The following is a 14,382-nucleotide window of genomic DNA, read 5'->3' on the forward strand; positions in this document are numbered from 1 at the left end:
GCCATGTCCCTCCCCCCACTTCCCCTCGACGCGATCGACGTCGGCCTGCACGTTCCCGATTGGCGGGCCGCCGTCGCCGCCGCCGGCGCTGCGCTGGAGAGGTCCGGTTCCACCGGCCCCGGCTACACCGAACGCATGGTGGGTGTGATCGAGGAATTCGGCGCCTACGTGGTGATCGCGCCCGGGCTGGCCCTGGCGCACGCACGTCCCGGCCCGGATGTGCTCACCGAGGGCCTGAGCGTGGTGACCCTCGCCGACCCGGTGGTCTTCGGGCATCCGCACAACGATCCCGTGAACGTGATCCTGGGCTTGGCGGTGACGACGGGCGATGAGCACGTGCACTTCGTCGCCGAACTGGCCAACGTGTTCAACGACGCGAGCATCATCTCGGCGCTGGCAGCGGCGCTCGACGCAGCATCCGTACGCTCGCTTCTGGGTATCACGGCACCAACCGGCGAAGACGCCAGCACGGAGGAACCATCATGAAGATCGTCGCACTGTGCGGAGTGGGTATCGGCACGTCCGCCATCCTCAAGGTCAACGCCGAACGCGCCCTCGAACGCCTGGACATCCAAGCCGATGTGACCGCCGCCGACATCGCCAGCGTGAAGCTCGCCGCCGCCGACGCGCAGGTCATCCTCACGTCGAGCGAGCTGGTGCCGTCGATCGGCAAGACCAACGCCGACGTCATCATCATCGACAACTTCTTCGACCTCGACGAACTCACCGCCAAGCTCGAAACCGCGCTGGGTTAACGCTGGCAGGGCGGATGCTGCGCCCGGCAGCATCCGCCCCACCCGGACTAGACGATCAGCGCGCGCATGCCCCGCTCCAGGTCCGCGAGGGCCGTGCGGGCCGTCTCGGTGCGCTCGGCGAGCGTGCCGACGGCGCAGCTGGTGTCCAGGTACACCTTGAGCTTGGGCTCTGTGCCGCTGGGCCGCACCATCACCCGGGATCCGTCGGCGAGCACGATGCGCAGCACGTCGCTGGCCGGCAGGCCGTTGAAGCCGCCGCTGAGGTCGTCGATGTGGTCCACGGTGCTCGAACCGACCATCGCCGGCGGGCTCTGGCGCAGCCGGGCCATGACCCGGTCGATTACGGACAGGTCGGTCACCCGCACCGAGATCTGGCCTGAGGCGAAGTAACCGAACTTCTCGGCGAACGCGTCGAGGTGCTGTGCCAGCGTCGACCCGTCGGCCTTGAGGTCACTCACCAGCGACAGCAGGGCAACGGCGGCGGAGATGCCGTCCTTGTCGCGCACGGTGCCCGGGTTGACGAGGTAGCCCAGGGCCTCCTCGAAACCGAAGAGCAGGCCGGGCGCTCGGGAGACCCACTTGAACCCGGTGAGGGTGTCGGCGAAGTTCAGGCCGTACGCGTCCGCGACGGCCTTGAGCGCCGGCGTCGACACGATCGAGCAGGCCAGGGTGCCGTCCGGGCCGCCGTCGCCGGGGGCGTTTGCGGCGAGTTCCGCCGCACGCCAGCCGAGGATCGCGCCGACCTCGTTGCCGCTCAGGCGCCGGTAGCCCTCCGGCGCGTCGGCGTCCGGGATGGCGATGGCGAGCCGGTCGGCATCCGGGTCATTGGCGATGATGAGCTCTGCGCCCACCTCGCGGGCGGTCTCGAAGGCGAGGTCCATCGCGCCGGGTTCCTCAGGGTTGGGGAACGCGACGGTGGGGAAGGCGGAGTCGGGGGCGATCTGCGCGTCGACGAGGGTCGGCAGGGCGAACCCGGCGGCGTCGAGCACCCGGCGGGTGGTGTCCCAGCCCACGCCGTGCAGCGCCGTATAGACGGCGTTGACCTGGGCGCGCGGGGGCGTGGCGATGCCGGCCGTCGCGTCGACGTAGGCCTGCACGACCGACTCCGGCGCGGTCTCGTAGGCGGCGCGGGGCAGGTCGGAGACCAGCAGGGTGTCGGCCACCCGCTGGATCTCGGTGGCGATGGCCACGTCGTCCGGTGAGACGATCTGCGAGCCGTCGTTGGCGTCGCCAAGGTAGACCTTGTAGCCGTTGTCGTTGGGCGGGTTGTGCGAGGCGGTGACCATGACACCGGCGCTGGCGCCGAGGTGCCGCACCGCGAAGGCCAGCACCGGGGTGGGCAGCAGTCGGGGCAGCAGGATGGCGCGGACGCCGGCGCCGGCCATGACCGACGCGGTGTCGGTGGCGAAGACGTGCGAGTTGCGACGGCCGTCGAAGCCGATGACCACCGACGGGATGCCGCCGGGGCGGACGGTCTCGACCTGCGTGAGCAGGTAGGCGGCCAGGCCGGCGGCGGCCTGGGACACCAGGACCCGGTTCATCCGGTTGGACCCGGCCGCGATTTCGCCGCGGAGACCAGCGGTGCCGAACGCGAGGCGCTCGTCGAACCTGGAGTGCAGGTCGGCGACGGCGGCCGGTTCACGGTCCTGGGCCTGCTGCAGGAGCAGGCGCAGCTCGGCGCGGGTCTCCGGGTCGGGGTCCTGGGCGAGCCAGGCGGTGGCGGTCACGATCAGTGCGTTGACCGGGTCGCGGGGGTCGTCCTCGACGACGGTGTCCAGCACCGCGGTCGCCGCCGGAATCTCATCCGATCCCTCGACGGTGTCCAGCACGGCGGTCTGGGGCTCGCGCTCGTCGGGCGGGGCGACGTCGGGCGCCGCGGGCGAAGCCGCGGCGGGCTCGGACGGGTCGGCGGCGTGCGCGCCGCGACGGCGGGTGTCGCCGGTCGGGGTCGGGTCGGCCGGACCGTCGGTCAGGCTCACAGTGCGGCCACGATCTTGGCGAGGAGGGCGCTGATGGCGGCCTCGGCCTGCTGGCCGGCTTCGAGCACCTCGCCGTGGCTCAGCGGCGACTTCTGGATGCCGGCGGCCAGGTTGGTGATCAGCGACATGCCGAGAATCTCCATGCCGGCCTGCCGGGCCGCGATGGCCTCCAGGGCGGTGGACATGCCCACGATGTGGCCGCCGATGGCCTTGGCCATCTGCACCTCAGCGGGCGTCTCGTAGTGCGGGCCGCGGAACTGGCAGTAGACGCCTTCGTCCAGGGTGGCGTCGATGCCACGGGCCAGGTCGCGCAACCGCTGCGAGTACAGGTCGGTGAGGTCGATGAAGGTGGCGCCCTCGAGCGGCGAGTCCGCGGTGAGGTTGATGTGGTCGCTGATCAGCACCGGGGTGCCGGGTGCCCAGGTCTCGCGGATGCCGCCGGCCCCGTTGGTGAGGATCATCGTCTTCGCTCCGGTGGCGGCGGCGGTGCGCACGCTGTGCACAACCCGGCGCACGCCGTGGCCCTCGTAGTAGTGCGTGCGGGCGCCGATGACCAGGGCGCGCTTGCCGCCGGGCAGCAGCACCGAGCGCAGCGTACCGGCGTGCCCGGCCAGCGCGGGGGCGCTGAAACCGGTGATCTCCTGGGCCGGGATCGTGTGGGTGGTCTCGCCGATCAGGTCGGCGGCCTTGCCCCAACCGCTTCCCAGGGTGAGGGCGATGTCGTGGTGCGCGACGCCGGTGGCGGCGCTGATTTCCGAAGCGGCGAGCCTGGCCACGTCAAACGGGTCGGTTCCGGGCGCGTCAAGAGGATTGATCTCGGTCGTGAGCATCTCCCTACTCTAAGTGCACGGACGTCGGCTGTGGTTTGGCCCGGCGGGGGCGGCGCGACAGAATAAGTGAATGTCTTACGAGTTCGAGAGAAAACAGCGCATCGCGGTCATCGGCGGCGGCCCGGGCGGTTATGAAGCGGCCCTGGCCGGCGCGCAGCAGGGCGCCGAGGTCACCCTCATCGAACGGGTCGGGGTCGGCGGAGCCGCAGTGCTCACCGACGTCGTGCCGTCGAAGTCCCTGATCGCCACGGCGGAAGCCTCGAACTCGATCCGGGAGGCTAACGACCTCGGCGTGCAGTTCTTCGTGCGCGGCGAGAACGGCAAGCCGCTGCACCCCGAGGTCGCGATCAACCTCGCCGCCGTGAACAAACGGCTGCTGGCCCTGGCCAGGGAGCAGTCCGAAGATATGCGCGCGACTCTCCTGCAGGCCGGCGTGAAGCTGCTGAGCGGCCACGGCCGGCTCGACGGCCGGGACGCCGTGATCGTCTCCACCGGCGACGACGGCTCCGGCACCGACTTCGACCGGATCGAAGCCGACACCATTGTGCTGTCGGTCGGCGGCAGCCCGCGCACCCTGCCCGGCATGATGCCCGACGGAGAACGCATCCTCACCTGGACCCAGCTGTACAACCTCAAGTCGGTGCCCAAACACCTCATCGTCGTCGGCTCCGGCGTCACCGGGGCCGAGTTCGCCTCCGCCTACCGCGCCCTGGGCGCCGAGGTCACCCTGATCTCCAGCCGTGACCAGGTGCTGCCCGGCGAGGATGCCGACGCCGCCGCGGTCATCGAGAACGTGTTCACCCGCAACGGCATGGTGGTGCTCAGCAAGTCCAGGGCCGCCTCGGCCGAACGCACCGACACCGGCGTGCTCGTCACGCTCGCCGACGGCCGCACCGTGGAGGGCAGCCACTGCTTGATCGCCGTCGGCGCCGTGCCCAACACCACCGGCCTCGGCCTGGCCGAGGCCGGTGTGCAGCTGGACGAGTCCGGTCACATCCGGGTCAACCGGGTCGCGCGCACCTCGATCCCGAACATCTACGCCGCCGGCGACTGCACCACCGAGATGCCGCTGGCCTCCGTCGCGTCGATGATGGGCCGCACCGCGGTTTACCACGCGATGGGCGACGCTGTGAAGCCGATCGAGGTGCGCAACGTGGCCGCGAACATCTTCACCCAGCCCGAGATCGCCACTGTGGGCTGGGCCCAGAAGGAGATCGAGGAGGGCCTGCGCCGCGGCGAGGTCTACAAGATCGAGCTTGAGGGCAATCCGCGCGCCAAGATGATGGGAATCACCGACGGTTTCGTCAAGCTGATCGCCTCCCGCGGCACCGGCACCGTCATCGGCGGCGTGATCGTGGGCCCCAAGGCCAGCGAGCTGATCTTCCCGCTCACCCTCGCCGTGGAACACGGCCTCACGGTCGACGAGGTCGCCGAGGCCTTCACCGTCTACCCGTCGCTGACCGGCTCCATCACGGATGCCGCGCGTGCCATGCACAAGGTGCACTACTGACCCGCAGGCGCTGCGCGGTCACCCGCAGGGTCGACTGTTCCCCAAACGGACAATTGCGCCCGGCACACCGGGCCCAATTGTCCGTTGCGGCACCAGTTGGCGGGCTCCGGGCCGCGCGCGCCGGGCAGCCGGCGCGGGCTCGGGCGGCTCAGCCGACCGTCATGAGCAGGTGGCCGGAGGAGACCGTCGAGCCGACGTTCGCGCCGATGACGCCGATGACGCCGTCCTTGTGCGCGGTGAGCGGCTGTTCCATCTTCATGGCCTCCAGCACCAGCAGCAGGTCGCCCTTGACGACGGTGTCGCCCTCGGCGACGAGGATCTTCACGATCGTGGCCTGCATGGGCGCCTTGACGGCATCCCCGGTGGCGGTGTTGACCGAGTGCGCGGCCGTGCGGCGGCGCGGTGCGGGCCCGGCGGTCTTCTCCGACGCGGTGCCCGGCAGCAGCTTGCTGGGCAGGCTCACCTCGATGCGGCGGCCGTCCACCTCGACGACCACACTGTGCCTGGCGTCGGAGCGGGGACGGTCCTCGACGGTGCCGCTCCAGGGGTCGATGGTGTTCTCGAACTCGGTTTCGATCCAGCGGGTGTAGATCGAGAACGGGGCACCGTCGGCCGGGGCGAAGGCCGGGTCGCGCACGATCATGCGGTGGAACGGCAGCACGGTGGGCAGGCCGGCCACCTCGAACTCGTCCAGGGCGCGGCGGGCGCGCTCCAGGGCCTGTTCGCGGGTGGCGCCGGTGACGATGAGCTTGGCCAGCAGCGAGTCGAACGAGCCGGAGATCTCGTCGCCGGACTGCACGCCGCTGTCGACGCGCACGCCGGGGCCGCCGGCGGCCTTGAACACGTGCACGGGTCCGGGCGCGGGCATGAAGCCGCGGCCGGCGTCTTCGCCGTTGATGCGGAACTCGAAGGAATGGCCCACGGCGATGGGATCGTCGTAGTCGAGCACGCCGTCCTCGGCGAGCCGGAACTGTTCGCGCACCAGGTCGATGCCGGTGACTTCCTCGGACACCGGGTGCTCCACCTGCAGGCGGGTGTTCACCTCGAGGAAGGAGACCGTGCCGTCTTGGCCGATCAGGAACTCGCAGGTGCCGGCGCCGACGTAGCCGACCTCCTTGAGGATGGCCTTGGACGCCCGGTAGATCTCGGTCGTCTGCGCCTCGGTGAGGAACGGCGCCGGTGCCTCTTCGACGAGCTTCTGGTGGCGGCGCTGCAGGGAGCAGTCCCGGGTGGAGACCACGATGACGTTGCCGTGCGCATCCGCCAGGCACTGGGTTTCAACGTGGCGGGGCTTGTCCAGGTACTTCTCCACGAAGCACTCGCCACGGCCGAATGCCGTGACGGCCTCGCGCACCGCGGAGTCGAAGAGCTCCGGCACTTCTTCGCGGGTGCGGGCGACCTTGAGGCCGCGGCCGCCGCCGCCGAAGGCCGCCTTGATGGCGACGGGCAGGCCGTGCTGGTCGACGAAGTCGAGCACCTCGGATGCGTCCGCGACGGGGTTCAGGGTGCCGGGCGCCATCGGCGCGTGAACCTTCTCGGCGATGTGCCTGGCCGACACCTTGTCGCCGAGCTGTTCGATGGCCTCGGGGGACGGGCCGATCCAGATCAGGCCGGCGTCGATCACGGCGCGGGCGAAGGCGGCGTTCTCGGCCAGGAAGCCGTAGCCGGGGTGCACGGCGTCGGCGCCGGAGCGGCGGGCGACGGAGAGGATCTTCTCGATCACCAGGTAGGTTTCGGCGCTCGTTGTGCCGTCGAGCCCGTAGGCCTCGTCGGCGAGGCGGGAGTGCAGGGCGTCCCGATCCTGGTCGGCATACACGGCGACCGAGAGGATGCCGCTGTCCTTCGCTGCTCTGATCACTCTGACGGCGATCTCGCCCCGGTTAGCGATGAGGACCTTCGTTATACGCGACATAGGTACTGAGCTTATTGGTCAGAACCCCCGCAATTTTGGTTCTTTCCCACAAAAACCGACTGGAGAACACTGCGTCGGCCTACAAAGACCCCGCAAGAACGGTCAGTCCGGTAGGGCCGAAGTACCCGTATTCCACAGACTTGGCCAGTCATAGCCCAGCTGGAGCACCAATCGGCGCAGCGTGGGCAGCGACAGCCCCACGACGGTGGACGGGTCGCCCTCAATGCGGCTGATGTACGGCGCGCCGAGGCTGTCGATGGTGAACGCGCCGGCGACGAAGAGCGGTTCGCCCGTCTGGATGTAGGCGTCGAGCTCCGCATCGGGGATGTCGTCGGCGAACGTAACGTCGGCCACGGCCACCGCGCCGACGCCCCGGCCGGGCCGTTCGATGCTGTGGTCGATCAGCCAGTGGCCGGAATACAGCTGCCCGGTGCGTCCGCGCTGTCCGTGCCAACGCTCCCTGGCCCGGTCGACGGTGTGCGGCTTGCCGTAGATCACGCCGTCGAGCACGAACACCGAGTCCCCGCCGAGAACCAAGCCGTCGATGCCGTGCCCGGCACCGTCGGCGGCTACGGCCTCGGCCTTCGCCCTGGCCAACAGCTCCACCACGTGGTGCGGGGTGAGGGCGGCGCCGGTGCGGGCCGCCTCGGCCGCGGCGACCGCATCCTCGTCGACGTGCGGAGAGATCGTCACCGGGTCGATGCCCGCCGCGCGCAACAGCGACAGTCGGGCCGGGGACGTGGAGGCGAGATACAGGCGCATGAAACCCTTCGGTGGCTCATCAGGTGTGGGATGCTCATTCAATGGGCACCAACACTAATCGTCAGGCAAGTCAGAGCATTCCAGAAGGCGAGATCGGCACGGAACTCGACCTCGATATCACCAACGTAGCCCACGGCGGCATCTTCGTTGCCCGGCACGAGGGCCGGGTGATCTTCGTCAGTGACACCCTGCCGGGGGAGCGGGTGCGCGTGCGTCTCACCGACGCGAACAAGAAGAGCTTCTGGCGTGCCGAGACCGTCGAGGTCCTCGACGCGGCCCCCGAACGCCAGCCGCACATCTGGGCTGCGGCCGCCATCGACCGGGATCCGGCCGACCGCGCCGGCGGCGCCGAATTCGGTCACATCGAGCTGGGCCACCAGCGAGAACTCAAGCGCCAGGTCCTCACCGACGCCCTGCACCGGATGGCCGGGGTCGACAGTGATGTCACCGTCGAGCCGGTTCCGGTCGCCGCGGATGCCTCACCGGGCGACGCCATGGACGGCACCGGCTGGCGCACCCGGGTGCGCCTGCACGTGACCGAGAACGGCATCGTCGGCCCGTACGCTTCCCGCTCGCACCGGGTGATCCCCGTCGACGACCTGCCGCTGGCCGTGCACGCCCTCGAAATGGCCGCGCCGCTGGACAAGCTGTTCGCCGGCGCCGCATCCGTCGACGTCGTCGCCCCGAGCGTGGGCCCGGTGCAGATCCTGGTCGCCGAGCAGGATGACAAGGGCCGCCGGCGCCGCACCGCGCCCAAGCCGATCACCGAGGTCGTCGGTGACCGCGAATTCCGGCTCGACGCAGCCGGGTTCTGGCAGGTGCACGCCCGCGCCGCCCAGACCCTGTTCCAGGCCGTGCAAGATGCCATCGACCCCGACCTGTTCGACCCCAAGGCCGCCAACCTCGACCTGTACGGCGGAGTGGGCCTGCTCGCCGCCGCCGTCGGCGACAGGTTCGGCTCCGACGTTCGCATCACCTCGGTGGAGAGCGACGCCCAGGCCACCGAGAACGCCAGCGCGAACCTCGCCGAGTGGGTCGGCGCCACCGCCCAGACCGCCAGGGTGGACAAGTTCCTGACCGGCCTCACCCGCGAGGCCGGCGAGGCCGAGCGCGGCCGTCAACGGGCCGCCACCGTGGTCCTGGACCCGCCGCGCTCCGGCGCCGGCGGGGAAGTCGTGGACACCCTGGTGCACCTCGGGCCGGCCCAGGTGGTCTACGTCGCGTGCGATCCGGTGGCCCTGGCCCGCGACGTCGCCCTGTTCAGCGAGCACGGCTACACCCTGCGGAGCCTGCGCGCCTTCGACCTGTTCCCCAATACCCACCACGTCGAAGCCGTCGCCCTGCTCACCAGATAGCTAGTCTTAGCACCAAGAACGTAGACGAAAGATGACAACCGTGACCGAGCCCGCCGCAGCACCCGACCTGGCCCACCATCCCGTGCGGGTGGGCATCGCCGACGACCATGAGTCGGTGCGGCTGGGCATCAAGGCCGCCTGCGAGAACACCGGCTACAAGGTGGTCTTCGCCGCTGCGACAGTGCGTGAGCTCGTTGACGGCATCGCCGGGCGTGAGGTCGACGTGATCGTCCTCGACCTTTCCCTCGGCGACGGGTCCCTGGTCACCGACAATGTGCACCTGGCCCGCGGCACCGGGGCGTCGGTGCTAGTGCACAGCATCGCCGACCGGGTCGCCCTGGTCCGCGAGGCCCTGGCCGCCGGCGCGGCCGGCGTCATCCCCAAGTCCAGCCCGACCACCACGGTGATGGCCGCCGTCGCCTCCGTCGCTCGCGGCGACGTGCTCAACAACCTCGAGTGGGCCACGGCCATCGACGCCGACCGCGACTTCGCCAAGGCCCAGCTGGGCCGGCGCGAACGCGACGTGCTGCACCTCTACGCCTCCGGTCTGCCGCTGAAGATGGTGGCGATGCAGCTGGGCATCGCGCACTCCACAGCCCGGGAATACCTGGACCGCATCCGGGTGAAGTACGTCGAGGTGGGCCGCCCGGCCCCCACCAAGGTGGACCTGCTGCGCAGGGCTGTGGAAGACGGCATCCTGCCGGGCCTCGACCCGGAAGGCGGGGATGGGCGCTCCTAGTCCGGCGGAGGTCCTGCCGGTCAGGTCCTTCAGGCTCTCACCGGGGCGAAACGGGCCCGACCAGCTGGGCGCTGACCTTCTCAACGAATCCAAGCAACCGCGCAAGCCCATCAGCCGCGCGCAGATCGAGCGCGTCGTCTCCCGCGCCGTCGGCGGCGTCGGCCTGATCTTCGCCCTGCAGACCTACCCGGCGATGCTCAGCCAGTTGGACAGCCTGAAGCCGGGCCTGGGCATCACCCTTACCGTGGCGATGTACGGCGGCCTGGGCCTGGCGATCATCGCCACCCTGGTGAAGAGATTCATCAGGGTCACCAGCGGTGTGTTCGCCGTGCTGTACCTCGCGGCACTTCTCGCCTGGCCCGCGCTGCTGAACACCCCCGACGGCGTCCTGGACGGCAAGTCCTGGCTCTGGTACCTGTGCACCGTCGCCACGGCCTGCGCCGCGGTGTCCTTCCCGTTGTGGTGGGCGATGATCTACACGCTGCTGGCCCCGATCGCCTACGGTGTGGTGCGGGTGCTGCCCGCCGGGGGTGGCGCGGAGCCGCTGCTCGGCGCCCTCGACGCGTTCTACGCGATCCTCCTGGGCCAGGTGGTGCTGATCATCATCACCATGCTCCGTCAGGCCACTGCGGCCGTCGACACCGCCCAGGTCAACGCCCTCTCCACCTACTCCTCGGCCGTGCGCCAGCACGCCACGGAGGTGGAGCGGGTGCAGGTGGACTCCATCGTGCACGACAGCGTGCTCGCTGCCCTGCTCTCCGCCGCGGCCGCCGGAACCCCCAAGGCCGCCCAACTTGCCGCCACGATGGCGCAGGAAGCCATGGTGCGGCTGAGTGAGGCCAGTTCCATCCCCGCCGCCGACGACAACATGGTGCCGTTCAGCGACCTCAAAGGCCGTATCCGCACCCTCGCGAACAGGTTCGACGAGCCGATCGAGTTCATCGACTGCGACGCCGAGGACCTCAGTCTGCCCGCGTACGCCAGCGAGGCGCTCTACGCCGCCAGCGCCCAGGCGATCGTGAACAGCATCCAGCACGCCGGCGCCGGCGCCCGCGGCGATGCGGTGGCCAGATCGGTGCGGATGAACATCAACCTGCTCGGCGGCTGTGTCATCGAAGTCGCCGACTCCGGGGTGGGTTTCGACCCCGCCGCCGTGCCCAGCGAGCGCCTGGGCCTGCGGATCTCGATCCGCGAACGGGTCGCCACCGCCGGCGGCGTTGTGCAGGTGCAGAGCGGCCCGGGCCGGGGCACCTCCATCCTGATCGAGTGGCCGCTCGGCGAGCCCGGTGACGCCGCATGATCACGGTTCCTCGCGGGCTGATCCTGTCCCTGGCGGCCCTGTTCTCGACGTATCACGTGATCCTGGCGCTGTATTCGCTGGATGCGCCCACCTCGCCGGTGCCGCCGCTGCTCGCGGTCCTGCTCTACGCCCTGGCCACAGTGCTGAGCCTGTGGCCCACCAGCCCGGCACGGATGTCGCTCTGGCTGGCGTTCTTCAACGTCGCCGTGTGCATCGCCGTTCCGCTCCTGGTCGGCAGCCAGCTGGATGGGTCGGCGTCTGACAACGGCTACGCCACCTGGTACGTGGCCGCCGTCGGCACCCTGATGACCATCACAGCCACGCGCAGGCGGTCAACCCTGGCCTGGGTGGGCACGGGCTTCCTCATCGCCCACACCATCGTCTGGGCCGGTGCGGGCGCGCTCGCGTCGATGGGTGTGATCGGCAGTGCCGTGTGGGTGTTCGTGGCGGTTTCGTTGGCCAGGGCGCTGGCCAAGGCCGGTCGGGACGCCCGGCAGTACGGCCTCGCCGAACGGGAGGCCACCGAATGGCAGGCGGCGCAGGAGGCGCACCTGTACGAGCGGCAGGTCCGCCTGGCCCAGACCATCCGGCTCGCAGCGCCGATGTTGCGCCGCATCGCGCAGGAGGGCGGCAGCCTCAGCGACGGGCAACGTCAGGAGTGCCGATACCTGGAGGCCGCGATCCGCGATGAGATCCGCGGGCGCAAGCTGCTCAACGATGCCGTACGCCGCGAGGTGATGGCGGCCAGGCGGCGCGGCGCCATCGTCACCCTGCTCGACGAGGGCGGCATCGACGACCTCACCGGCGTCGACCTGGAGGTCGTGCTGAACACCCTGGCCGACGCCATGGCTGCCACGACAGCGGCCACGATCATCGCCAGGACCGCGGCGGACGGGTCGGGCACGGCGGTGACCGTCGTGGGTATCAACAGCCCGGACCCGAGGCTCAGCGCCCTCGGCCAGGACTCGCCGGACGAAGAGGTGGACCTCTGGATGGAGATCCCGCGGGCGAACCACGCTCAGGACGTCGCGACCGGGCGGGCGACCCGGCGGCACTGAGCGGACATGCGAAAGGGGACCCATCCGAAGACAGATCCCCTTCCGACATTTCCGTGTCAAGGCGACAACCCGAATGTCGCCTAGACGCGCCCCCAACACATTCGCCTGCTTACCCTAGTCGGCGAATGATTGGTCGTGTTACTCGAGAGCAACACCCAGCGATATCAATCATGCTGTCCCGTCGCCCCCGTGAAAAGTCGTCATTTAGGGGGACAGCTTCGCTGCGGGCTTTGGCGACGGTCAGGCCGTGAAGCCGCGCCAACGCGCGTCGCCGCGGGGCAGCGACGGCCGGACGGCCCTCTGGCTGTCCTGCCACGGGCTGGCGGCGCCGTTCGGTGTGGCCCGCAGGTCGTCGGATTCGGCGCGCAGCAGGGCTCGCAGAACGGCCGTGACGGCGGCGGCCTCCTGTTCGGAGACCCCCGTCGTCACGAAGGTGAGCTCAGCCGGGTCGAAGCCGGCGGTGTTCTCGGAGTCGGTCATGGTGGCGCCGCCTACAGCGGGATGTTCCCGTGCTTCTTGGGCGGCAGGGTGGCGCGCTTGGTGCGCAGCGCCCGCAGTGCCTTCACAACGGACACCCGGGTTGCGGCGGGTTCGATGATCCCGTCGAGCTCGCCCCGCTCGGCGGCGAGGAACGGGCTGGCCACGTTGTAGGTGTACTCGTTGGCCAGTCGGCTGCGCACGGCGGCGACATCCTCGCCGCCGGCTTCGGCCTTCTTGATCTCGGCCCGGTAGAGGATGTTCACGGCGCCCTGGCCGCCCATCACCGCGATCTCGGCGGTCGGCCAGGCCAGGTTGATGTCGGCGCCGAGCTGCTTGGAGCCCATCACGATGTAGGCGCCGCCGTAGGCCTTGCGCAGGATGACGGTGATCAGTGGCACGGTGGCCTCAGCGTAGGCGTAGAGCAGCTTCGCGCCGCGGCGGATGATGCCGGTCCATTCCTGGTCGGTGCCTGGCAGGAAGCCGGGCACGTCGACGAGGGTGAGGATCGGGATCGAGAACGCGTCACAGAACCGCACGAACCGTGCGGCCTTCTCGCCGGCGGGGATGTTCAGGGTGCCGGCCATCGCGTTGGGCTGGTTGGCGACGATGCCGACGCTGCGGCCCTCGATGCGGGCGAAGCCCACCACGATGTTCGGCGCGAACAGCGGCTGGGTTTCGAGGAAGTCGCCGTGGTCGACGATGTGCTCGATAACGGTCTTCACGTCGTAGGGCTGGTTGGGCGAATCCGGGATCAGCGTGTTGAGCTTGAGGTCGGCATCCGTGGTCTCGAGCTCGACCTCGCTGTCGAAAACGGGCAGTTCGGCGAGGTTGTTGTCCGGCAGGAAGCCGAGCAGGGTGCGTGCGTAGTCCAGGGCGTCGGACTCGTCGCTGGCCAGGTAGTGCGCCACGCCGGAGACCGAGTTGTGGGTGAGCGCGCCGCCGAGCTCTTCCATGCCCACGTCTTCACCGGTGACGGTCTTGATCACGTCGGGGCCGGTGACGAACATCTGGCTGGTCTTGTCGACCATGATCACGAAGTCGGTCAGGGCGGGGGAGTACACCGCGCCGCCGGCCGCGGGCCCGCAGATGATCGAGATCTGCGGGATCACTCCGGAGGCCGCGGTGTTGCGGCGGAAGATCTCGCCGTACTTGCCCAGGGCCACGACGCCCTCCTGGATGCGCGCTCCGCCGGAGTCGAGGATGCCGATGATGGGCACCCCGGTCTTCAGCGCCAGGTCCATCACCTTGATGATCTTCTCGCCGGCGACCTCGCCGAGCGACCCGCCGAAGATTGTGAAGTCCTGGGAGTACACGGCCACCTGACGGCCGTGGATGGTGCCGGTGCCGGTGACGACGGAGTCGCCGTACGGACGCTTCTTCTCCATGCCGAACGCCACGGTGCGGTGCCGCACGAACTCGTCCAGCTCGACGAACGAGCCTTCGTCAAGCAGCTCGGCCACCCGCTCGCGGGCGGTCATCTTGCCCTTGGCGTGCTGTTTTTCGATGGCGGCCTCGCCGCTCGCGGTCACGGCCTCGTGATAGCGATGTTTCAGGTCGGCGAGTTTACCCGCCGTTGTGTACAGGTCAGGTCCGGTCGGGTTCTCAGTCACGCCGCTTACTCTACCGGCCCACCCGCAGTGCCCCCGGGGTCCAGAGTCCTCGGCACCGCCTCGGCGGCATAACTCCTGCAATTCGGGCCCGG

At 69.8% G+C, this 14,382-nt stretch carries 13 protein-coding genes; 7 read left to right on the forward strand and 6 right to left on the reverse strand.

Going from position 1 to position 14,382, the window contains the following annotated elements; genetic code table 11:
* Nucleotides 1-3: 3 nt before the first annotated feature.
* Both BJQ95_RS02635 and BJQ95_RS02640 read left to right on the forward strand, forming a co-directional pair.
* Nucleotides 4-486, forward strand: a complete 483-nt coding sequence (locus BJQ95_RS02635) for a PTS sugar transporter subunit IIA (RefSeq protein ID WP_130176014.1) — start codon at nt 4-6, stop codon at nt 484-486.
* On the forward strand, nt 483-755 hold the full coding sequence (locus tag BJQ95_RS02640) for a PTS sugar transporter subunit IIB (protein ID WP_066593010.1): 273 nt from the start codon (nt 483-485) through the stop codon (nt 753-755). The genes BJQ95_RS02635 and BJQ95_RS02640 overlap by 4 nt, the downstream gene beginning before the upstream one ends.
* 47 nt (nt 756-802) lie before the next feature.
* On the opposite strand, the gene BJQ95_RS02645 is transcribed toward BJQ95_RS02640, so the two are convergent.
* Complete coding sequence (locus tag BJQ95_RS02645; protein WP_370688386.1) at nt 803-2,536, reverse strand: phospho-sugar mutase; 1,734 nt, start codon at nt 2,534-2,536, stop codon at nt 803-805.
* 194 nt (nt 2,537-2,730) lie between these two features.
* Nucleotides 2,731-3,564, reverse strand: coding sequence for a purine-nucleoside phosphorylase (locus tag BJQ95_RS02650; protein ID WP_130176013.1), 834 nt, complete (start codon nt 3,562-3,564; stop codon nt 2,731-2,733).
* A 70-nt stretch (nt 3,565-3,634) separates the two neighbouring features.
* Between BJQ95_RS02650 and BJQ95_RS02655 the strand changes: the two genes are divergently transcribed.
* A complete protein-coding gene (locus BJQ95_RS02655) occupies nt 3,635-5,074 on the forward strand; it encodes an NAD(P)H-quinone dehydrogenase (RefSeq protein WP_130176012.1) in 1,440 nt (479 codons plus the stop codon).
* A 148-nt stretch (nt 5,075-5,222) separates the two neighbouring features.
* Here the strand turns inward: BJQ95_RS02655 and BJQ95_RS02660 are convergent, their stop codons facing one another.
* Both BJQ95_RS02660 and BJQ95_RS02665 read right to left on the reverse strand, forming a co-directional pair.
* Nucleotides 5,223-6,986, reverse strand: coding sequence for a biotin carboxylase N-terminal domain-containing protein (locus tag BJQ95_RS02660; protein ID WP_130176011.1), 1,764 nt, complete (start codon nt 6,984-6,986; stop codon nt 5,223-5,225).
* Between the two features lie 102 nt (nt 6,987-7,088).
* Nucleotides 7,089-7,748 carry a nucleoside triphosphate pyrophosphatase gene (locus BJQ95_RS02665; protein ID WP_130176010.1) on the reverse strand — a complete coding sequence of 220 codons (660 nt, stop codon included), beginning with the start codon at nt 7,746-7,748 and terminating at the stop codon, nt 7,089-7,091.
* A 41-nt stretch (nt 7,749-7,789) separates the two neighbouring features.
* Here BJQ95_RS02665 and BJQ95_RS02670 point away from each other — a divergent pair, with 41 nt between their 5' ends.
* From BJQ95_RS02670 to BJQ95_RS02685, 4 genes are read left to right on the forward strand one after another with little or no spacing between them, the layout of a single operon-like run.
* Nucleotides 7,790-9,103, forward strand: a complete 1,314-nt coding sequence (locus BJQ95_RS02670; RefSeq protein WP_130176009.1) for a class I SAM-dependent RNA methyltransferase — start codon at nt 7,790-7,792, stop codon at nt 9,101-9,103.
* 31 nt (nt 9,104-9,134) lie between these two features.
* Nucleotides 9,135-9,842, forward strand: a complete 708-nt coding sequence (locus BJQ95_RS02675; protein ID WP_130176008.1) for a response regulator transcription factor — start codon at nt 9,135-9,137, stop codon at nt 9,840-9,842.
* Nucleotides 9,829-11,142, forward strand: coding sequence for a sensor histidine kinase (locus BJQ95_RS02680; protein ID WP_130176007.1), 1,314 nt, complete (start codon nt 9,829-9,831; stop codon nt 11,140-11,142). The genes BJQ95_RS02675 and BJQ95_RS02680 overlap by 14 nt, the downstream gene beginning before the upstream one ends.
* On the forward strand, nt 11,139-12,200 hold the full coding sequence (locus tag BJQ95_RS02685) for a hypothetical protein (RefSeq protein ID WP_130176006.1): 1,062 nt from the start codon (nt 11,139-11,141) through the stop codon (nt 12,198-12,200). The genes BJQ95_RS02680 and BJQ95_RS02685 overlap by 4 nt, the downstream gene beginning before the upstream one ends.
* 240 nt (nt 12,201-12,440) lie before the next feature.
* Here the strand turns inward: BJQ95_RS02685 and BJQ95_RS02690 are convergent, their stop codons facing one another.
* Nucleotides 12,441-12,680, reverse strand: a complete 240-nt coding sequence (locus tag BJQ95_RS02690; protein ID WP_130176005.1) for an acyl-CoA carboxylase epsilon subunit — start codon at nt 12,678-12,680, stop codon at nt 12,441-12,443.
* Between the two features lie 11 nt (nt 12,681-12,691).
* On the reverse strand, nt 12,692-14,290 hold the full coding sequence (locus BJQ95_RS02695; RefSeq protein ID WP_130176004.1) for an acyl-CoA carboxylase subunit beta: 1,599 nt from the start codon (nt 14,288-14,290) through the stop codon (nt 12,692-12,694).
* Between the last annotated feature and the right edge of the window lie 92 nt (nt 14,291-14,382).

Origin of the sequence: Cryobacterium sp. SO1, from assembly GCF_004210215.2 — a bacterium.
Classification (GTDB): domain Bacteria; phylum Actinomycetota; class Actinomycetes; order Actinomycetales; family Microbacteriaceae; genus Cryobacterium.